Raw genomic sequence first — 19,740 nt, 5'->3', positions numbered from 1 at the left:
GCTATCCGCCTTTCACCGCAGACATCATGTTCCACATTGGCGTAAAGATACCTAGCGCCAAAATCAATACCATTACAGCCACAAAACCAATCAAAATAGGTTCAATCTTCGCCGTTAAGCTTTTAAGGTCAAAATCAACCTCGCGCTCGTAATAATCTGCACTCTCTTCAAGCAACGGCTCTAGTCGCCCGGTTTCTTCACCCACTGCAACCATTTGCAATACCAACGTTGAAAACAGCTCGCTGTTCTTCGACACCCTCAGTAAACTTTCGCCTTTTTCTATTCCTTGACGCATTTCTCTTATACGCTGCTGCATAAATGCATTGTCTACGGCATCAGCGGTAAGTGATAGCCCTGCCGTAAGTGGTACACCTGCGCGTAATATCATTGAGAAGCTTCGGCTGTACCTAGACAGCAAGGATCGCTCAATAATACTCCCCACAACAGGCAACTTTAGTTTAGTTCTGTCCCACTTTAGACGCCCAACTTCGGAATTAACGTATTGTTTTACCACAACTATTGCGCCAACAATACCAATAAGTAACAGCCACCAATAGTTAACGAAAAAATCAGACGTACCAATAAGCACTCGCGTCATAATGGGAAGCTCGGTATTAAACCGCTCAAACATTTGCGTAAACACAGGCACCACGAACAAATTCAGAATAAACATGGCAATAACTAGCGCAATAATCACGAACGTTGGATATCGCAACGCCGACTTTATACGCTTGCGCGTTTCCTGCTCTCGCTCAAAGTATAGTGCAAGCTGCAAAAATACATCATCTAGCTTACCGGTGTTCTCACCCACCACTACCACAGAGATAGTCAGGCGAGTGAAAATTTTCTCGTACTTGGCCATTGCTGCCGACAAATTTCTGCCTTGCTCTAACTGGTCTGCAATGTCTTTCAATATTTCTTGAAAACGCTTGTGCGATGCATTTTCACTTAAGCCTTTAATGGCCCGAATAATGGGAATACCCGCCTTTAACAGCGAATACATTTGTCGAGCAAAAATAATGAGCTCGTCAATACCCACTTTCTGTTCAAACAAACTAATGGCAGACAAGCCCTCACTGCTGGCGGCATTACCCCGTTTGGTTTCAGTAATGCTTGTTGGCACAACATTTTGTGAAAGTAACGCTTGAGCCGCAGCCTGCGCAGAAGCGGCTTCAATAACACCGTTTTGAGCACCTCCTTGGGCTGTTTTTCCTGCGTACTTAAACTGTGGCATTACTGACCTACCGCCTCAGGCACAAACTCAGCCACTTTAAACACCTCATCTAACGACGTTTTTCCTTCTGCAGCATAATCTAAAGCCATATGAGAAAGCGGCACAAAATCTTTGTTTGCTTTAGTGGCGTTTACGAAGCCTTGCGTGTCATTGTCACGCAGCGCATCCATCATTTCCTCGTTCATTTCTAGGAATTCAAAAACACCAATTCGCCCTTTATAACCGGTTTGATTGCAGCTGTTGCAACCGCGACCAGTGAAGAAGTTTGTTTCGCCCATATCTGGCTTCAAGTAGCGCACCCATGCTTGTTCTTGTGCAGAAGGGGCCTTTTCTGTTTTGCAGTTCTCACAAATTCGACGCACAAGACGCTGGGCTAACACACCGCGCAACGACGTTGCCACTAGATAAGGTGCAGCCCCCATATCAATCAAACGTATTGCACTGGTTACTGAGTCGTTAGTGTGCAGCGTACTTAATACTAAGTGACCTGTGAGTGCGCCTCGAAGGCCAATTTCAACGGTTTCTTGGTCACGCATCTCGCCTACCATGATGATGTCGGGGTCTTGACGAAGTGTAGTACGAAGAATGGCAGCGAAATCTAACCCAATTTTTGCGTTTATCTGCACTTGGTTAATCCGCGGCAGGCGGTATTCGATAGGGTCCTCTACCGTAATAATTTTAAATTCTGGTTTGTTTAGCTCGCTCAGTGCACCGTATAAGGTAGTGGTTTTACCCGAACCTGTTGGCCCGGTTACCAAAATCATTCCGTGTGGGCGGTTGATAGCCGTTCTAAACTTTTCTGCCATAGCGCTAGGCATACCGGTTTGATTTAACGTTAATAATCCGGCTGATTGGTCAAGCAAACGCATAACCACCGCTTCGCCGTTTGCAACGGGCATGGTCGACACCCTCACATCAAGCGAATGCCCTTTTACTTTAATATTAAAACGACCGTCTTGAGGAATACGCTTTTCACTAATATCGAGCCCTGACATTAGTTTAAGTCGAAGCACCAGTGCTGAGGCAATCTTTACCTGATCAAGCGTATTTTCCTGCAACACGCCATCGACACGCTGACGGATACGAAGGGTTTTCTCATCAGGCTCTATATGAATATCTGATGCGCGTACCTGCACTGCATCTTCAAAAATAGAATGCAGCAGCTTAACTACCGTGGCGTCTGAGGTCGTATCGTCAAGCGCAGACAGTTCAAACTCGGTATCGTCATCGTATTCTTCACCAAGCTTTTCAGCAAAAGATGCAATGTCTTGTGTTCTTCGATATACCGTGTCAAACGCTTCGAGCATTTGATGCTCTTGAACAATGGCAAGCTCGATATGTCGAGGCGAAACCAAGGGGCCAAGCTGATCGAGTCCGCCAAGGTCGGTCGGGTCGCTCATTCCTATCAGCACTTCTTGATCGTCTGCTTCTAAAACAAGTGCGCGGTAACGTCGAGCGTAAGTTTCTGGAATTATTTTAGCTTGTTCAGGGTCGATACGACGTTGGTTAATATCTAAAAATGGAATATTAAGCTGCTGAGCCAAGAAGCGAAGGAGTTGAGGTTCACTGATGTAACTTAAATCAATGAGCGTATCACCCAGTTTTCTGCCAGACGTACGCTGCGCCGCTAATGCGTTATCAAGCTGTTCACTAGAAATAATGTTTTCATGAACCAGTAAATCACCCAGTCGCATTTTTAATCGAGGTCGCATTAACGTTGCTCCTGTAAAGCTTGCAATCGCGCAGTTGCGTATTGCGCTGATGCTGAGGAAAGGCCGCCAAGAGAAAGCGCGCGTTTATACGCGGTAGCAGCCTGTTGTGCTTGGTCTAGCGCATCTTGGTTTATACCAAGCGCCATCCACCACTTACCGTTGTTGGGCTCTAGTAATGTCATTGCGCTAAACGCTGATACTGCTTGACGAGGCTTATTAACCGCCTGAGCCGAAGTACCTTTTAGTATGAGGTAATCGCTTCTACTTGCTTGAAGCGCATTTTCGTCAAGATTGTCTGGCATAATATTAAGCACTTCTTCAAAGCGATTTTCGCCAACAAGAATCTTTGCCATTAACTCGCGCCATTCAAGATTAGTAGGCGCTAACAGCACGCCATCTGAAAGTATGGAAAGCGCTTGAGTGATGCTGCCTTGACCATAATAAAGTGCAGCTAATTGCCTTCTTGCCTCGTGGTTTTCTGCGTTAGCTGTTAATGCTAGCAACAAGCTTTTTTGCGCCTCTTGGTACATACCGAATTCATACGACTTCATACCGGCAGCAAAGTGTATTTCGCTTTGTTCTTCTGCAGATTTTGGTTTTACCGTTGTAGAGGGACCACGTGTGATAATGCTCTCTTGCGTTGCGCTACTAACCGCCTCGTTGTTATCTGTGCTTGTATTTTCAGCTCCAGTGTTTTCAGCTCTGCTTTGATCATTACTTGCTACATTCGCAGCACTTGTGTCAGCGGTATTTATTTCAAGCGCAGATGGCTCTGATGCTGATGAAGCTGTATTTTGTGCTATTAGACTCGTTAACGCAGTGCCTTCCTCTTGCTGTTCTACAGAAGATGCTGCAAGTCGAAAGGGTTCCTCGTCGTCTACAGCTTGTTCTGTATCAGACAATGCTTGTTCGGCAACCGACTCCCCTTTGTTTCTCAACGCTAAATCTTCGCTCGACAACGGTCTTGTTGTAATACCTTCCATGGTGCTGGAAGTAGGTGTGGCAGTTGGTACAGTACTGCTTGTCTGTGACTCAACCCCTGGTGTTGATGCGTCTGCCGTGTTTGCCTTATTAGGTACTGCCGCAGTCTGACTCGCTTTTTCAGAAGTGCTTTTAACAGTGTCTGCACGGTCACTGCTATTGTCAGTAAAAAAAGAATAGGCGGCCACTATTAATATTACGATAATCAGTACAAGTGCAATACGCAACGTCGGTCGTTGCTTGGGAAGTTGAACCGTAGGCGATAAACCAAAATCATTCGACTCGTTACGTTCATCTAACGATTTAAGCGTGTTATTCAGAATGCTCATAACGCGCCCTTGTAAACATTAAAAGAGAGAAAAACGGCAATAAGAAAAATTGAAAGGTAGATAGTACGCGTATTGGGAAGAAGCCGGTTTTTACAGTCTTCTGTGTCGGCAACGGCACTTAACATATGAAACCAACTGGCCCGCTCTTTACCCTGCCCATAGGCACGCAGTAACATTTTGTGGCATACAATATTCACTAGTCGCGGCGTACCCTTAGTGGCAAGCGCGATAACATTTCTAACCGATTGAGGAATGATACTTTCGCTTCCACCTGCCATAGTTAGCCGGTGACCAATGTAATAAGCAACCTCTTGAGAAGACATAGTACGCAAAGTATACGAGAAGCTTATGCGCTGCCTAATTTGACGTACTTTAGGATTCGATAAGTTATGATCTAGCTCTGGTTGACCGAATAAAACAATTTGCAGCAGCTTACTTTTTTCCGTTTCTAAATTACTAAACAGCCTAAGCATTTCAAGCGCGTCCCAACTAAGCGACTGTGCCTCATCAATAATAAGCACCGCCTGTCGGTTTTCTTTCTTAAGCATTAGCAATTGAGCTTCGATAGCATTGTGCAAATTCTGCCGTACGCCTTCCTGCTCGGTATCCACACCTAGCTCTTTTGCAAACGCCATGCGCAGTTCATCGGGCGACAAATAAGGGTTTGGCAAATAACAAGCAACAAACTTATCGTTTAAATGGTTGATAAGCTTTCGGCATAACAGCGTTTTGCCTGTACCTACTTCGCCAGTTACTTTTATAAAACCTTCAGCCATGCTAAGCGCAGACAAAATGACTTTTAACGCTTCATTATGCGGTGCTAACGCACAGAAAAACTCTGTGTTTGGCGTTAGCGAAAACGGCATTTCGTTGAAGTGATAAAAGTCGAGGTACATGGCTAGTTTCTATACCACTGATCTAGCAACGACTGCGTGCGCTTGCGCTGTTTTTCCCATGAGTCAGGCTGCACGACAGACGGTCGAATTAAGATCACTAGCTCACGTTTGGTTTGTGTTTTGGCGATATTTTTAAACAAATTACCAAACACTGGAATGTCGCCTAAAAATGGAGTTTTCGATTCGGTGTCGTTGGTTACCGTTTCCATTAAACCGCCAATAACAACAATCTCACCATCTCTTGCGCGAATAACGGTGTCTGACTCACGAATGTTACTTTGTGCTAGCGGCAGCTGAATTTGTTGTTCGCCCACTTGAATTACTTTGGTTTGCTCCGCAGTTTCAGTGACCGACGGGTGCACATGAAGAATGACCGAGCCAGAACGATCAATTTGAGGGGTTACATCAAGGGCAATACCCGAGAAAAATGGCGTAAGCTCAATGTCATTATCGTTTTGTGTATTTGCGGCATTTAGCTGCTCACTGGTGGAAACATCAGTGACAAAGTATTCGTCTTGCCCCACTTTAATTACCGCTTTTTGATTGTTGGTCACGGTAACACGAGGGTTGCTGAGCATCTGCACATCGCCCTGCGTTTGCAGTAGGTTAATAACACCATCAAAATCACCGGCTGCAATTCTAAGCGTTGACACACCACCAATATCCGTACTTATGGTATTTCCAATACCGTTTACGGCATTTATAGCAGGGTCGATACCATTTACCGTATTTGCTGCAAAATTAGACGCTAAAGCACCGCCGCTAAAACCAAAGTTGGCTCGGCCAGTAAGGCCGCTAGCAATGCGATCCCAACGCACGCCTTGTTGATAACCGTCATTAAGCGTAACTTCAATAATTCGTGCTTCTAACACAACCTGACGCTGAAGGCTTTCTTGGCTTTGCGTTAAAAAGTCTTTTACTACCGCAATTTCGCTAGGTAACGCTCTAATCGTCACCAAACCAGCTTGCGGTGACACCACTACATGACGGCCTTCTTCAGGTGGCAATAATATGGCAAGGGCCTCTTTTAAATCTTCCCAAAAATCGTTTTCACTGGTGGTTTGAATGTTAGAGCCGTTTAGCTGCTGAATGTTATTGCCACCAACTCCGCCTAGACCGCCCACACCACCTTGAGCACCGATACCGTTGCCCGCAATATTGTTGTTACCGTTTATACCGCCGTTGTTGCCACCGTTATTTTGATTTTGCTCGCTTACGCCACCTGCAATCACGCTTACATTAGACAAACCAAAACGTTTTATCATTAAGAAATTTACGGGGATGGACTCTGTTTTCAGCTGAGAAGGCATAACCTGAATGACTTTGCCTTCCATAAAAACATCCAAAGGATACATACGAGAAACAATTTTCAGCACGTCATCCAGCGCAACTTCTTTCAGCGTTAAGCTAATTTGACCCGATACCTGTGGGTGTACGGCTACACTGTAAGGCGTACCGTCGACTAATGCGTCGAAGAAAGGACGAACATCAACATCGCTTGCCGATACATCAAAAGTTTTGGTAGCCGTTTGCGTCGGCAACGCTTTATACCGAGATACTTCAGACAATAGCTCTTGATTAAAATCAGGAGGCGGTGGTGGCGTGTCGTTTTTAAGCTGCTGTTGCTGGTTTAGTTCATTTCGAATATGAGGCTTTACCTCTTCGCCCACGCCATACGATTTGCAGCCAGCAACCGTAATAACCAGTGTTATGAACAACGCTTTTGCGATATCGCTATTTTTTAATTTCATAGGTGTACAGTTCAAGTGTTCGTTGCTCACGTCCATCGCTGATAACAACGTCTTTTGCATTTATTTTTAAGATAGTAAATTCGCCCACAGTATCTCCCTGACGATACGATTTGCCCGAGATAATAGCTGTCTTTCCGTCAACGCGTTTAAAGATAGATTGTAGTGCAAGGTCGCCCTTTACAACGTCTTGCGCTTTGTTTGCACCAAGCGCCGCCACTGCCGGTTTGGTAGGATCGACTTCAGCTGCAAACACGCCGTTCGACAACACTAGCATGCTAAACGCGCCGACGGTGCCTATATAGTTAAAGCGAAATAAACGTTTCATTATTACTTACCGTGGCCAGTGCTAGACTAAGTTGTGCTTTGGGGTAATCTGTCACGTTGTACGAAAAATCGGTAATAACCACCTTTTCAGGTGCTGCTTGTAAACGTGCTAAATAGTTTTTTAAGTTGAAATATTCGCCCTCAATAACCAGCGTCATATTGTGGCGAAATAGGGTTGCGCTTTCACTTTTTTCCTCGCCAAATCGCAGCGTTGTTGTTGGCAAAACATCAAACCTTAACAAACGTATATCGCCCTGCTGATCCAGCAAAGTCATAAGCAAGGCCGGCATACGGTCTGCAGCAACAAAACTGTTATTAAGGCTTGCTAGTTTGTTGTCCACCTCAAGTAATTTTTTGCGCGCACTGTCTAACTGGGCTTGTGCCTGTTTGCCATAATCAACCGCCAAGGCTTCATTCAAGGCATCTCGCTGTAAAACAAGGCCGTTATATTCTATGTCTTTGCGTTCAAGGTTTTTATTCGTTGCCGACATGTCGTCTAGCGCAGGCGCTACACCGAACCAATAAAATAAATACACTATCAACCCAAAGCTTACCCACAATACCAATTGTTTCTCACGTGGCTGAAGCGCTGAGAATTTATCAGAGAGCTGCTGATACTGACTCATTAGTCTCTCCTTCAAAATCGGTTGAAATAACAAAGGTTCGTACGCGATCTTTATCTGCTACTTGATCGAATTTAACGTGCGAAAACGACTTACCTTTGAAAAAGGGTGATTGTTCAAGCTTCTCTAACCAAATTGGAACGGCCGCCGGTGTCACAGTTTGACCTGTTAGCCGCACCTTTGAAGGGTCAATTTCAATCTGCGTAAGCCATAAGTCGTTGTGATGATAGGTAGCAAGGTCGCGCATGACTTCAACAAACTGTGTGGCATCGTTAGAAAGTTCGCCGCTTTCTACAAATTCGAACAGTGCTTCTCTGTTTTGAATTTTCTTCTGAACATCAGCAAGCTGCGCTTCTAGCGCGGTAATGTCACGTTTTTCTTCAAGTTGTGCTTGAAGCTGTTTTAACTCGTTATTCAGTACTGATACGTCGTTAGCGCGGGCTTTTAATGCCGATTCCTTACTACTTGCCAACACATTGAAGACAATAGTAAGGGCTAGCATTACCACAAAGGCGCCACCGTTTATCCACAACACCTTATCAAAAGGAAGTTTTTCCTTTTGCGGCTTCAGTGACTCTTGATAAAGATTAATCGTGCGTTTCATTACACCTCTCTTGATGCAACTAACGCACTAGCGAGCGCAAAATGGCACGTAGAGTCGACAACGTCAGACAGTTCTAATTCAGGTGTAAACACCTTCATAGCAGCGGGTTGAAAAGGTTTTAAACGTTCTATTACTGGCTCGCAATCGAACTGAGTTTTAAACAAAATTTCTTTTAAAGGCGGCTGTTTAAGCTGCGATTCATAGAAATCCATTGAACGTTGTATTTCAAGACCTAACGTATCGCTTACCTGAGATACATCTGTGGTTTCATTAAACTTGTTTACAAAACCACGAAGGCGACGAGCTAGCCAAATGGAACCCGACCTTACAATCATCAAAAAGGGTTCACTATTGGGCTCTTGAACAATAAGCAAACGTGCGTATTCATCATCTGGCGCCATTTCGGCAACCAATACTTCTTTGGTATGAATATGAGTAAGGTGCTTATCTTTTTGTTTGGCAAGTGCTGCTGCTAATGAAGCAAGAGGGGCTTTTTCTGACGCAAACACATCTATTTTTTGTTCGCCCGTTCTGCTTTTAACAGGGTAATCAACGTAATCGACTACCATGTTGGCAGACTCGTAAGGAACCAGGTCACCAAGGGTCCATGGCAATGCAGCCGCGATATCTTCCTCAGGTACTTCTGGCTTTGTCACCTGTACCATGTGATACATTTCTTGAGACAGCACTATCGATACCGTACAGCTTTCTTCGACCGACTCTAAAATTGCACCAATCTGTTGTTCTAACGGGACATTTACATTAAAAGGCTGCGTGTTCACAGTTTCGATAACGGGACTGCCGGTAACGTTGTTAACCGCGGCTAAACGGATATGGGAAGCACATACAGACACCCCAACAAACACCGTGGGAACCTTGCTTTTTGATGAAAATAAGCGAATGGGCATTTATAGAATTCTTTTCGTCTCAAGCGCATTAATTATTGTAATCACAATACCTTACCACACGTTGTACTAACACGACACCACCTAAAAAGTAGACTAATTGTGTAGAAACAACAACCAGTAGCAAAACGACTTTCAAAAACTTAACAATAGAATGAAAATCGCATATAAAGTGAGTTGTGGTTTAGTCTTCTAAATCAGATATTTTACCAGTCGCGGGGTAGTAGTCGAAATAAGGCCCTCGACTTAAACCAAATCGACACCAATAGACTTCGCTACTTTCATTGTCCTGAGAATAAAAACGGGCATGTACTTTAAAGCCATCGACGTTTAAATCCTCAGCGGTTAATGATGTCCAAAGCTTTTCGCAGCCTTCATCATTCATTTCGCCGCCCGGCCATCCGAAATGATTAATAGGCACAGGACGTCTGCTTCGCTCTTTTCCTTGGTTGTCGTAGTGACGAAGCATAATCATAGAGGTAGGTTGTTGCACCTTCCACTGCCAGTGTGACGACTCAACATGATGCTGAAACTGAGACATACGCTTTGTAAAAACTTCTAATGTGACATCGTTTTCATCAGACTTAAAGGTAGTAGCAAGTACACTTATTAAAGCGATGGTGGCAATAACCGCCCCCACTTTTAATAATCCGTAATCTTGCGAAGGCTTGTTGGTTTTTTTCTTCATTTATTGTTTTCCGCCTGCGTCTATTTATACCGAGCGATTCCTGGTAAAAATAGGTCTTTATTTATATTTTTATCGACATTATGACGGAAATATAAAGCTACTCCACATTTTCATCTTACTTAATTAATTTAAGTTTATGATTTTGTGAGCGTTGTGATACCCCAAAAAGCACCACTTTTCTTTTGAAGCTGCCAGCCGTTTTTAACTAGCTGCTTACGAGTGAAATAGTTAGTCATGCCATGGCCGAATAACACAATACGATTGTGCGCTTCGCTGAGTGTTTGAATATGCTGAGCAAGGTTCACAGTGCGCTTTTTGGCGTGAGCAAAGCTTTCAAAGTCGCCTTTGAATCCGGCAAACCACAGCGTACGGCTTAGCAAAACCCAGTGCCATGCTTTTAGTTTTAACGGAATGTTATAGAAAGGAATGTCCATTTCTTTTAAGTTGTGGCACGTTTCATTGATGTTTACAGCGCCGTACTGTTTTGCTGATAATTGAGCGCGTAAAAGAGGACTAACTATTACATAACTATCCTCAAGGCTCGCTTCTTCTTCCGGAAGACTGGCAGGGTCAAGTTCAGATTTATCGTAATCCTTTACCCACTTTGCGTAATCTGCTGCGTTTACTTTGTCGTTATGTGCCGACAGTGGTTTACCATGGCGAATAAACACCACTTCCTTTTGATTTGTTTTCATCGTCACATCCCTGTGCTGCTGTACTAATAGCTTTTAGGCTGTTTCAAGTACGGTATTATTGGCCCCTTGGCCATAAACAGCCTGACTTATATAGTCTGCCAACACATGCTTCTCATCTTCAGATAAACGTAAACCGTGCTTGGTACGACGCCAAAGCACATCGTCTACGTTCTTTGCCCATTCATACGCAATAAGATAATCAACCTCCGCTTTGTAAAGCATGGCGCCAAAATCAGCACCAAGGTCGTCCAACGACTTTGCATGCTTTAAGAATTTAAAGCACAACAACCCGTACTGCTTAGCGTATCGCTGCGCTAAAGAAACTGGTAACCAAGGAAAGTCGCTGGTTAACTTATCAACAAAACGTTCTTGGCTTTCAAATGCACCACCTGGAAGCGGAACCTCTTTCGTCCACGCTTTTTTCGCCTTTGGAAAACACGTAACCAATTTATCTACGGCATGCTCAGCAAGTTTTCTGTAGGTTGTAATTTTACCGCCAAAAATATTCAACAGAATTGGCTCGCCCGCACTGCCTTTTAGCTCTACTTTGTAGTCGCGGGTAAGCTCTTGTGCTGATGCATTTTTCTCTTCTAAAAGAGGTCGCACGCCACTGTAACTATGGACTATATCTTCGCGGGTAATCTTAGTTTTAAAGTATTCATTTACCACATCAATTAAATAGTGGGTTTCTGCGTCTGAAATGGCTGCATCTGACGGGTTGCCCGTAAAGTCTTCATCGGTGGTGCCTACCAAAGAAAAATCACCTTCGTAAGGGATAACAAAAACAATACGTCCGTCTTTGTTCTGCAGAATGTAAGCTTCTTCTGTGTCGTACAGCTTAGGAACAATAAAGTGGCTGCCTTTAACCATACGCATGGCATTTGGGTTATTCACATTCACTAAGCGATCTAGAAACGAGACAGCCCAAGGGCCTGCGGCGTTTACAATAGATTTAGCCCTAACTGTAAACGTTTTCCCGCTTTCGTCACGTAAAGTCACAAGCCATAAATTATCTTGTCTCTCTGCACTAACGCACTCAGTGCGAGTTAGAATTTCTGCACCTTGGTTTTGCGCTGCAAGTGCATTTAAAACAACTAGACGGGCATCGTCTACCCAACCATCTGAGTATTCGAAGCAAGTAGAAATACTTTCAACTAGTGGCCCTTGCGGAGTAGTTGCTAGTTTTCGTGAACGAGGAAGCACGTTGCGTTTAGCTAAAGAATCATAAAGAAACATACCAATACGAATCATCCACGCTGGGCGCAGATGTTTTTGATGTGGCAATCTAAAGCGTAGCGGCCACATAATATGCGGCGCTTTCTTCAATAAAACCTCGCGCTCTGCCAAAGCCTCTTTCACTAAACGAAACTCATAGTGCTCAAGGTATCGAAGACCACCGTGGATTAGCTTACTGCTTGAAGACGAAGTAGCGCCAGCAAGGTCACCCTTTTCACAAAGCATAACCGAAAGGCCTCTGCCGGCCGCATCAACAGCAACGCCAACACCATTTACGCCTCCGCCAACAACAAGCGTATCTAATACATGTTCATTTTGATTACTTTGAGTCATTGTTCGCCCTTACATGGCTTTCTCATCTTTTGGCTATTTGACAACCAATTTATTGTTAAGTCAACACAAAACGAAAACAAACGAACATTAAAGAAAAATTAAGAATCAGAAAAGCGCTATCAGCACGGCTAAGAAAGTAATATTAGTCCAATGGAAAACGCAAGGCGCAAAAGTAGCGCAGGAGCTTGCGTGGGTCTTAACCTATGAAGTAATAAGGTAGATAAGTTTTATGACGAGAAGGTGTCAGGCTTTAACGAAAGTAATGTTATTTTCTTCGATTATTTCCATAATACTTTCAGGTGGCGTTTTATCACAAACAAGACAATCCACTTGAGAGATATGCCCCTGCTCCACCATAGCGCGGCGCTCGAACTTGCTATAATCGGCGGCAAGAATAACATGCTGTGTATGTTGTAATATGGCTTGAGATACCTTCACTTCGCGAAAGTCAAAATCTAATAACGCGCCATCTGCACTAATACCACTGATGCCAATAATGCCATAGTCCATTCTAAACTGACTGATAAAGTCGCATGTAGCCTCACCAATAATACCGCCATCGCGATAGCGCACCTCACCGGCAGCAATAATGACTGAGAAGTCTTCTTTAGCTGACAAAATAGTAGCAACATGAATGTTATTGGTAACCACATGCAGGTTTTTGTGGTTCAGCAACTTAGTAGCAATAAGCTCTGTTGTGGTACCGATATTGATAAACAGTGAAGCACCGTCTGGTATCATAGCGGCCACAGCATCGGCAATTTTTTCTTTTACCTCGGCATTTTGAGTTTTACGCTCCTGGTAAGGCGTGTTCTCCCAGCTTTTGTTCAGCCCAGCACCACCGTGATAGCGACTTAATACACCGCTGTCGGCGAGTTGATTCAAATCTCTTCTAATAGTTTGTGGCGTAACGTCGCATGCAGAAACAAGATCATCAATAGACATAAAGCCATGTAGCTTTATTAAGCCAACAATTTTTTCATGTCGCTGCGTTTGATTCATTATTTACCCCAAAACTACCTATTAGTTAGGCACTAGTATAATGATTAATGCGTTTACTTCACACGAAAATCGAAAACACAAATGTTCGTTTTCGAAAATAGAGCATTGTTAATCACGTGTAAATAATGCACACTCTAAAAAATATATCTTTTTGGAGTGACGTCATGGGGCAGCATATTCTTGCCATCGACCAAGGTACTACAAGCTCACGAAGCATAATCTTCTCGCCAAACGGCGCCATTGAAGCTATTTCCCAAACTGAGTTTTCACAAAAATATCCGCATGATGGATGGGTAGAACACAATCCTGAGGAAATTTGGGAAAGCGTTGTCTCTACAATAAAAAACGTCTTTGATAGATGTGCACTTACTGCTAAAGACATTGCAACTATCGGTATTACAAACCAGCGTGAAACTACACTGGTATGGCACAAAGACACAGGAAAGCCTGTGTATCCGGCTATTGTGTGGCAAGACAGACGTACATCGCCACTTTGCAGAGAGCTAAGTGAAGATGCGGAATTGGTATCGCACATTACCGAGTCAACAGGCTTACTACTTGACCCGTACTTCTCTGCTACAAAGATTGCATGGATATTGGATAATGTAGAGGGCGCACGTGCTCAGGCAGAAAACGGCGAACTGCTATTTGGAACGGTTGATACGTTCCTAATCTGGCGTTTAACAAACGGTGCTTCACACAAGACCGATGCAACCAATGCATCTCGTACCATGCTGTTTGATATAAACAAGCAATGTTGGGATGAAAAGTTGCTCAAAACTTTCAACATTCCAGCATCAATGCTGCCAGAGGTTATGGACTGTGCAGCAGATTTTGGCGTGCTTGACGAAAGTATTATTGGACGGGCTATTCCTATTCAAGGTGTTGCGGGCGACCAACAGTCAGCGCTTGTTGGGCAAGCGTGTTTTGAAAAAGGTATGGCAAAAAGCACTTATGGTACTGGATGCTTCATGATCCTTAATACAGGTGATGAGCCGCTTCAGTCGAAAAATAGACTGCTTACTACTGTTGGCTATCGAATAGATGGAAAAACAACGTATGCACTAGAAGGCAGTATATTCATGGCGGGTGCCACGGTACAGTGGCTTCGCGACGGTCTTAAATTAATTGGTGACGCCGCAGATACAGAAGCGCTTGCGCAGCGTGCTAGACAAGATAACGGCGTATTTTTAGTGCCCGCCTTTACCGGTCTTGGCGCACCGTATTGGGACCCCGATGCGCGCGGCGCAATTTTAGGGTTAACTCGAGACACTGGAATCAGCGAAATTGTTGCTGCGGGTCTTCAGTCGGTATGCTACCAAACTAAAGATTTGCAAAAAGCCATGGAATGTGACGGCGCGCGCCCTACTACAATACGTGTTGACGGTGGTATGTCGCGTAACGACTGGGTAATGGGCTTTTTATCAGATATTCTAGGAGCAGAAGTTGAGCGACCTGAAAACACGGAAACAACGGCGTTAGGCGCAGCTTTTCTTGCCGGCCTACAGGCGGGGATCTTCAATTCCTTAGATGATTTAACGCAGTGCTGGACGAGTGATAGCGTTTTCACCCCAAGACTCACCAAAGACGAACGCAACCGTGCCTATGACGGATGGAAAGAGGCGGTAGATCGTATTCGTTGTAGCTAATCTTGCCCTGCAAAGCTTCTCAACCTGTTAGTATTTTCTATATGTTAATAAAGTGCGGTTATAAACCGCACTTTTTTTATACAAAAAAAATTTTATAACATTGTAATTACATTGTCATTTTGTGTTAGTATTGAAATCAAGGTAAACGTTTCACCTTTTACCTTGATTAATAAATGTTATTTTTTTCAAGAAGTTACAAATAATAAGTAAGAAAAAATAACGCTAAATGTGTAAAAGTAATGTTAATAAGCTTGTTCCGCACATACTAAAAACGTAATTAAAGTGCAAAGTACGTTAGAACGTAGCCTACTCACGGAGAAAACACAGTGACACATAAAATTAACACATCACAGCTAGGCCCTATTGCAAAGCGCTCTCTGCTTGGTGTTGCAATCGCCTCTGCCCTACACTCACCGATTGCCTTATCACAAGACGCTGACACTCAAAATGTAAACGATGCACCTGTTGAAGTTATTGAGGTTCGCGGCATCGTAAGTAGTCTTAAGCGTGCCATGTCTGACAAGAAAGAAAACCTTGCCGTGTCAGATGGTATCGCTGCTGAAGACCTTGGTAAGTTCCCAGATCTGAACGTTGCCGAATCACTTCAGCGCATCACTGGTGTTTCAATTGACCGAAGTGGCGGTGAAGGTCAACAAGTAACCGTGCGTGGTTTCGGCCCGCAGTTCAACACGGTACTTGTAAACGGTCGTCAAATTGCCTCTGACGATGCAGGCCGTGCATTTAACTTTGACGTACTAGCAGCCGACCAAATTACGGGTGCGAATATCTTCAAAAGTGGCGTAGCTAACTTACAGTCGGGCGGTATTGGCTCAACCATTAACGTAACAACGGCTCGCCCATTCGACTACGACGGCTTCCAAGCGGTCGGTAGTATTAAAGGCATGTACGAAAGCCTTTCTGAAGAGACGTCGCCACAAGCGTCTTTCCTTGTAAGTAATACATTCGCAGACGACAAGTTTGGTTTATTACTTGCCGTATCTCATCAAGAGCGTGATGTACAAATTAACCGTATTCAAACTGCTGGCTGGCGTCCAGGTTTAACGCTTTCAAACCGTAATGACGGCGTATTAGCAAGCAACGTTTACCTTCCTCGTAACTGGGACCAAGTTGTCGACCAGCAAGAAAGAACGCGTACCAACGCATCATTGGTTGCTCAGTTTGCGCCAAGTGACGATATTACTATTACCCTAGACGGTTTCGTGTCTAAGTTTGAGGTTGATTCTCAAGTTACTGACCTTGCATCATGGTTCGAGCCAGATCGCGTAGGCTCTGCAACTATTTCAGAATACGGCACCGCCATTCAATTTACCCAAGAAATTGATTTACACCAAGGCAGTGGTAACCCTGCCTCTGACTTCGTAAGCTCAACCCGCGGCGTTCGTGATGTTACCAATAAAGGTTTTGGTTTAAATGTTGATTGGCAGGTTACTGATGCACTTTCTGCAACGTTTGATGTTTCGAATTCTGACGCCAAAAATGATATCGGCGGCAGAGGTCGCTTCAACGTTGTAGGTATTATTAACAATTACGAATTTGACGGTACTGGCGGCACGCCAACAGTCATTCACGACGGTTTTGGCAACGGTCAACTACCAGACATTAATTTAAACCGTCTGCACTATAACGACCTCGGTAACGTTGTAGCATCTGAAGATGAAGTAACTGAATATAAAGCTGATTTCACTTATCTTGCTGACTCTGAAGTGTTCCGCAAAGTCGACTTCGGCGTTTTGCGTTCAGAGCGTGAAAAATTTGTGTTCCAAGAGTTCGCTTCTCAATGTGCTTTTTGCGGTTATGGCACTGCTGCACCGATTGATGCACTGAACATTCGTCCATTTACTGCAAACAACTTCTTTAGCGGTCTTATTGACACGTGGTATACCTATGACGGTGATGCTTACCTAGACTACCTTGCTTCTCAGGGTGCTCCAGTTACGCCTACGCTGCAAAATAACTATTACAACATTGAAGAAGAAGTAACAGCGTTATATGCACAGTTCGAGTTTGGTTATGACATCGGTGATATGCCATTAACCATGAACTTCGGCGCACGTTATGAAGAGACTGACGTAGCTGTTTCAGCAGTTCAAGCATTTATCTCTGACGTCGTTCCAACGTCAGATCTTACGCTTTTCGCAAACCGCTTTGCGCCAGCTCAAGACATAGTGGGTACGTCGTCTTACTCGAATATCCTTCCTAGCTTGAACGTTAAGCTTGAAGTACAAGAAGACATGATAGTTCGCTTCTCGCGCTACGACTCATTGACTCGCCCAACAATGTCGCAGATGTCTCCAGCAACAACTTTTGGTGAACCTCGTCGTCAAAACCTTCAGGCTAGTGGTGGCAACCCTAACCTTAAGCCATTTAGCGCGGAGAACTGGGATCTATCGTTTGAATGGTATTACAGCGATGACTCTGTATTCTCGTTTGCAGTATTCAGCAAGGAAGTAGAAGACTTTATTATTACGCTGTCTGGTCCGGAAACTTACAACATGACTGACCGTCTTCCTGGAGATTTCCGTTGCGCTGCAGCAGATTGTGCTCCGGGTGTATCTCTTGACCCACAAGACCCATCTCGCGATGTAGTAGCTGATACTGAAGAACTCAATGGTGCAAGTGAAGTTTACACAGTAACGCGTCCGCAAAATGGTGAAACAGCAACGGTTAACGGTTATGAAATTGCACTTACCCATGTATGGGATAACGGCTTTGGTGTAACAGCAAATGCTACAGTAGTGAACAGCGACGCTGAGGTCTCTGGCGATATCACTCAATCATTTGCGTTAGAAGGGCTCGGCGATTCACAGAACCTTATTTTGTTCTACGAGAAAGACGCGTTCCAAGCGCGTGTTGCATTTAACAACCGTGAGTCGTTCTTGTTTGCACTTGATAACGGCTTCTCAGGCGAACCAACTACGACCGAAACATACGGTCAGTGGGACGTAAGCGCAAGTTACGACATCAACGAACATCTAACGGTTTTCGTTGAAGGTATTAACGTAACTGAAGAAGAACTAACGCAAGTTGGTCGTTTCCCAGACCAAATTTACTCAATTGAAGATAACGGCTCTCGTTACGCAGTGGGTATACGCGGCTCTTTCTAAGAAGCGTGTGTTTTGGCAGGGACTAGTCCCTGCCATTTATTCATAAGCTTATTGGCAAATTATTTGAGTTTATGAATAAATGTAGTAAACACGTTTAAGTAGCGACAACTCATGAACCAATCTACTCAATCTTCTAAAAAGCAACGCATCGTTATTGTCGGCGGCGGCACGGCTGGGTGGCTGACAGCTGCCATAGTAGCGGCAAAGCATAATATTGCTGTCGGTGAATGCGGGCTTGATATCACGCTGGTTGAATCTAGCGATATTCCTACCGTGGGCGTGGGTGAAGGTACATGGCCTACTATGCGAAACACGCTGAAAGACATTGGTTTGTCTGAAAAAGAAGTGTTTCGACGCTGCAGCGCTGCCTTTAAGCAAGGTGGTAAGTTCGTAAACTGGGTAAAAGAAGAAGGCGACTATTACTATCACCCATTTACCGTGCCACTAGGTTATGGTCGCGTTGAAATGGCGCCTTATGTAGGCAACATTGCAGAGTTTGCTAATGCAACCAATTTCCAGCAGCACGTATGTGAACGCAATATGGCGCCGCGCACGCTTAACGAAGAAGAATACAGCAGTGCTCAGTCAAATTATGCCTATCATTTAGATGCGGGCGCATTTGCTGATTTACTAAAAGAATTTAGTAAAAATCAGCTTGGCGTTAATCACAAAGTTGCCACCGTAGAACGTGTTCACGCCACATCAAGCGAGCATATTCAAAGCATTACACTAAACGACGGTAGCACGCTTGAAGCCGACCTTTTTGTAGACTGCTCAGGCTTCCGCTCTTTGTTACTAGGTGAAACCCTTGGCGAAGCAGTGGTTTCTACCGACGATGTATTGTTTAACAACTCAGCAATAGCCCTTCATGTACCCTATGAAGATGATTTTGAGATAAAGCCCTATACCCAAGCAACAGCACAAGAAGCAGGCTGGATTTGGGATATTGGCTTGTCATCAAGGCGTGGTGTTGGTCATGTGTATTCTACCGACTACACCAACGACGCCCGTGCAGAAGAGGTGTTACGCCAATATGTGGGCGACGAAAAGGGCGAGTTAAACGCAAGAATCATTCGCTTTAACTCCGGTTATAAAAAGCGTATTTGGAAAGGCAACTGTATTGGCGTTGGTTTGTCAGCGGGCTTTGTAGAGCCCCTTGAAGCCACCGCATTAATGCTTATTGAAATATCGGCCCGCTTTATTGCAGAGCAAATGCCGCTGCCGGTCAGTGCCATGCCAATAGTGAGCCAGCGTTTTAACAAACAAATGCAATATCGTTGGCAACGCATTATCGATTTTCTAAAACTTCATTACATTTTTAACCAGCGAAGCGAACCTTATTGGGTAGCGAATCGCGACCCCAAGTCTATTCCTGATTCTTTAAAAGAAGACCTAGAGATATGGAAATATCGTGGACCTAAAATTGCTGATTTCTCTGCAGCGATAGAGCTTTTCCCAGCTGCAAGTTATCAGTATGTATTGTATGGAATGGGTTTTTCACCAGACTTTTCCTTGCAATCTCATTTCTACACAGAACGCCAGTTAGCTGATAAGGTTATTCAACAAAATCAGCTTATTACACAGCAAAAACTAAGTAGTTTACCGAACCATCGCGATTATATAGAGCAGTGGTTAGCAAGCTAACGAGAATAA

Annotated in this window: 16 protein-coding genes; 3 read left to right on the top strand and 13 right to left on the bottom strand. The window is 44.2% G+C overall.

Annotated elements, in window-relative coordinates; all coding sequences use genetic code 11:
- Position 1: 1 nt before the first annotated feature.
- The 13 genes from ACGHAV_RS10020 to ACGHAV_RS09960 form a co-directional block, all read right to left on the bottom strand.
- Complete coding sequence (locus tag ACGHAV_RS10020) at positions 2–1,234, bottom strand: type II secretion system F family protein (RefSeq protein ID WP_390379849.1); 1,233 nt, start codon at positions 1,232–1,234, stop codon at positions 2–4.
- A complete protein-coding gene (locus tag ACGHAV_RS10015) occupies positions 1,234–2,946 on the bottom strand; it encodes a GspE/PulE family protein (protein WP_390379846.1) in 1,713 nt (570 codons plus the stop codon). Before ACGHAV_RS10015 ends, ACGHAV_RS10020 begins: the two co-directional genes overlap by 1 nt.
- A complete protein-coding gene (locus ACGHAV_RS10010) occupies positions 2,946–4,256 on the bottom strand; it encodes a tetratricopeptide repeat protein (RefSeq protein ID WP_390379843.1) in 1,311 nt (436 codons plus the stop codon). Before ACGHAV_RS10010 ends, ACGHAV_RS10015 begins: the two co-directional genes overlap by 1 nt.
- Positions 4,253–5,152 (bottom strand): ExeA family protein, encoded by a 900-nt coding sequence (locus ACGHAV_RS10005; RefSeq protein ID WP_390379840.1) that lies wholly within the window; start codon positions 5,150–5,152, stop codon positions 4,253–4,255. Before ACGHAV_RS10005 ends, ACGHAV_RS10010 begins: the two co-directional genes overlap by 4 nt.
- 2 nt (positions 5,153–5,154) lie before the next feature.
- Positions 5,155–6,903 carry a pilus (MSHA type) biogenesis protein MshL gene (gene mshL / locus ACGHAV_RS10000; RefSeq protein ID WP_390379837.1) on the bottom strand — a complete coding sequence of 583 codons (1,749 nt, stop codon included), beginning with the start codon at positions 6,901–6,903 and terminating at the stop codon, positions 5,155–5,157.
- Positions 6,887–7,228, bottom strand: a complete 342-nt coding sequence (locus ACGHAV_RS09995; RefSeq protein ID WP_390379835.1) for an agglutinin biogenesis protein MshK — start codon at positions 7,226–7,228, stop codon at positions 6,887–6,889. The genes mshL and ACGHAV_RS09995 overlap by 17 nt, the downstream gene beginning before the upstream one ends.
- The gene (locus ACGHAV_RS09990) at positions 7,206–7,853 is read right to left on the bottom strand and encodes an agglutinin biogenesis protein MshJ (protein WP_390379832.1); all 648 of its coding nucleotides are present in this window, start codon (positions 7,851–7,853) and stop codon (positions 7,206–7,208) included. Before ACGHAV_RS09990 ends, ACGHAV_RS09995 begins: the two co-directional genes overlap by 23 nt.
- Positions 7,828–8,454 (bottom strand): PilN domain-containing protein, encoded by a 627-nt coding sequence (locus ACGHAV_RS09985; protein ID WP_390379829.1) that lies wholly within the window; start codon positions 8,452–8,454, stop codon positions 7,828–7,830. The genes ACGHAV_RS09990 and ACGHAV_RS09985 overlap by 26 nt, the downstream gene beginning before the upstream one ends.
- Entirely contained in the window at positions 8,454–9,362 is a 909-nt protein-coding gene (locus ACGHAV_RS09980) for an agglutinin biogenesis protein MshI (RefSeq protein WP_390379826.1), read from the bottom strand. Before ACGHAV_RS09980 ends, ACGHAV_RS09985 begins: the two co-directional genes overlap by 1 nt.
- A 181-nt stretch (positions 9,363–9,543) precedes the next feature.
- Entirely contained in the window at positions 9,544–10,047 is a 504-nt protein-coding gene (locus tag ACGHAV_RS09975; protein ID WP_390379823.1) for a hypothetical protein, read from the bottom strand.
- Between the two features lie 134 nt (positions 10,048–10,181).
- Entirely contained in the window at positions 10,182–10,742 is a 561-nt protein-coding gene (locus ACGHAV_RS09970; RefSeq protein ID WP_390379820.1) for a histidine phosphatase family protein, read from the bottom strand.
- Positions 10,743–10,775: 33 nt separating this feature from the next.
- Complete coding sequence (glpD, locus tag ACGHAV_RS09965) at positions 10,776–12,311, bottom strand: glycerol-3-phosphate dehydrogenase (RefSeq protein ID WP_390379817.1); 1,536 nt, start codon at positions 12,309–12,311, stop codon at positions 10,776–10,778.
- Between the two features lie 243 nt (positions 12,312–12,554).
- The gene (locus tag ACGHAV_RS09960; protein ID WP_390379814.1) at positions 12,555–13,313 is read right to left on the bottom strand and encodes a DeoR/GlpR family transcriptional regulator; all 759 of its coding nucleotides are present in this window, start codon (positions 13,311–13,313) and stop codon (positions 12,555–12,557) included.
- A gap of 164 nt (positions 13,314–13,477) precedes the next feature.
- Here ACGHAV_RS09960 and glpK point away from each other — a divergent pair, with 164 nt between their 5' ends.
- The 3 genes from glpK to ACGHAV_RS09945 all read left to right on the top strand — a co-directional run bounded on the left by glpK (position 13,478) and on the right by ACGHAV_RS09945 (position 19,731).
- Entirely contained in the window at positions 13,478–14,962 is a 1,485-nt protein-coding gene (glpK, locus tag ACGHAV_RS09955; RefSeq protein WP_390379811.1) for a glycerol kinase GlpK, read from the top strand.
- 326 nt (positions 14,963–15,288) lie between these two features.
- Complete coding sequence (locus tag ACGHAV_RS09950) at positions 15,289–18,087, top strand: TonB-dependent receptor (protein WP_390379808.1); 2,799 nt, start codon at positions 15,289–15,291, stop codon at positions 18,085–18,087.
- Positions 18,088–18,198: 111 nt separating this feature from the next.
- Complete coding sequence (locus ACGHAV_RS09945) at positions 18,199–19,731, top strand: tryptophan halogenase family protein (RefSeq protein ID WP_390379805.1); 1,533 nt, start codon at positions 18,199–18,201, stop codon at positions 19,729–19,731.
- The last annotated feature ends 9 nt before the right edge of the window (positions 19,732–19,740 follow it).

Source organism: Alteromonas sp. MTD1 (assembly GCF_042848195.1).
GTDB lineage: Bacteria > Pseudomonadota > Gammaproteobacteria > Enterobacterales > Alteromonadaceae > Alteromonas.
Note: the sequence above shows the minus strand (reverse complement) of the source record. Positions and strands in the feature narration are given on the sequence as shown.

Coding starts and splice junctions, on each gene's coding strand:
- ACGHAV_RS10020 (WP_390379849.1), bottom strand. CDS start 1,234: ATGCCACAGTTTAAGTACGCAGGAAAAACAGCCCAAGGAGGTGCTCAA.
- ACGHAV_RS10015 (WP_390379846.1), bottom strand. CDS start 2,946: ATGCGACCTCGATTAAAAATGCGACTGGGTGATTTACTGGTTCATGAA.
- ACGHAV_RS10010 (WP_390379843.1), bottom strand. CDS start 4,256: ATGAGCATTCTGAATAACACGCTTAAATCGTTAGATGAACGTAACGAG.
- ACGHAV_RS10005 (WP_390379840.1), bottom strand. CDS start 5,152: ATGTACCTCGACTTTTATCACTTCAACGAAATGCCGTTTTCGCTAACG.
- mshL (WP_390379837.1), bottom strand. CDS start 6,903: ATGAAATTAAAAAATAGCGATATCGCAAAAGCGTTGTTCATAACACTG.
- ACGHAV_RS09995 (WP_390379835.1), bottom strand. CDS start 7,228: ATGAAACGTTTATTTCGCTTTAACTATATAGGCACCGTCGGCGCGTTT.
- ACGHAV_RS09990 (WP_390379832.1), bottom strand. CDS start 7,853: ATGAGTCAGTATCAGCAGCTCTCTGATAAATTCTCAGCGCTTCAGCCA.
- ACGHAV_RS09985 (WP_390379829.1), bottom strand. CDS start 8,454: ATGAAACGCACGATTAATCTTTATCAAGAGTCACTGAAGCCGCAAAAG.
- ACGHAV_RS09980 (WP_390379826.1), bottom strand. CDS start 9,362: ATGCCCATTCGCTTATTTTCATCAAAAAGCAAGGTTCCCACGGTGTTT.
- ACGHAV_RS09975 (WP_390379823.1), bottom strand. CDS start 10,047: ATGAAGAAAAAAACCAACAAGCCTTCGCAAGATTACGGATTATTAAAA.
- ACGHAV_RS09970 (WP_390379820.1), bottom strand. CDS start 10,742: ATGAAAACAAATCAAAAGGAAGTGGTGTTTATTCGCCATGGTAAACCA.
- glpD (WP_390379817.1), bottom strand. CDS start 12,311: ATGACTCAAAGTAATCAAAATGAACATGTATTAGATACGCTTGTTGTT.
- ACGHAV_RS09960 (WP_390379814.1), bottom strand. CDS start 13,313: ATGAATCAAACGCAGCGACATGAAAAAATTGTTGGCTTAATAAAGCTA.
- glpK (WP_390379811.1), top strand. CDS start 13,478: ATGGGGCAGCATATTCTTGCCATCGACCAAGGTACTACAAGCTCACGA.
- ACGHAV_RS09945 (WP_390379805.1), top strand. CDS start 18,199: ATGAACCAATCTACTCAATCTTCTAAAAAGCAACGCATCGTTATTGTC.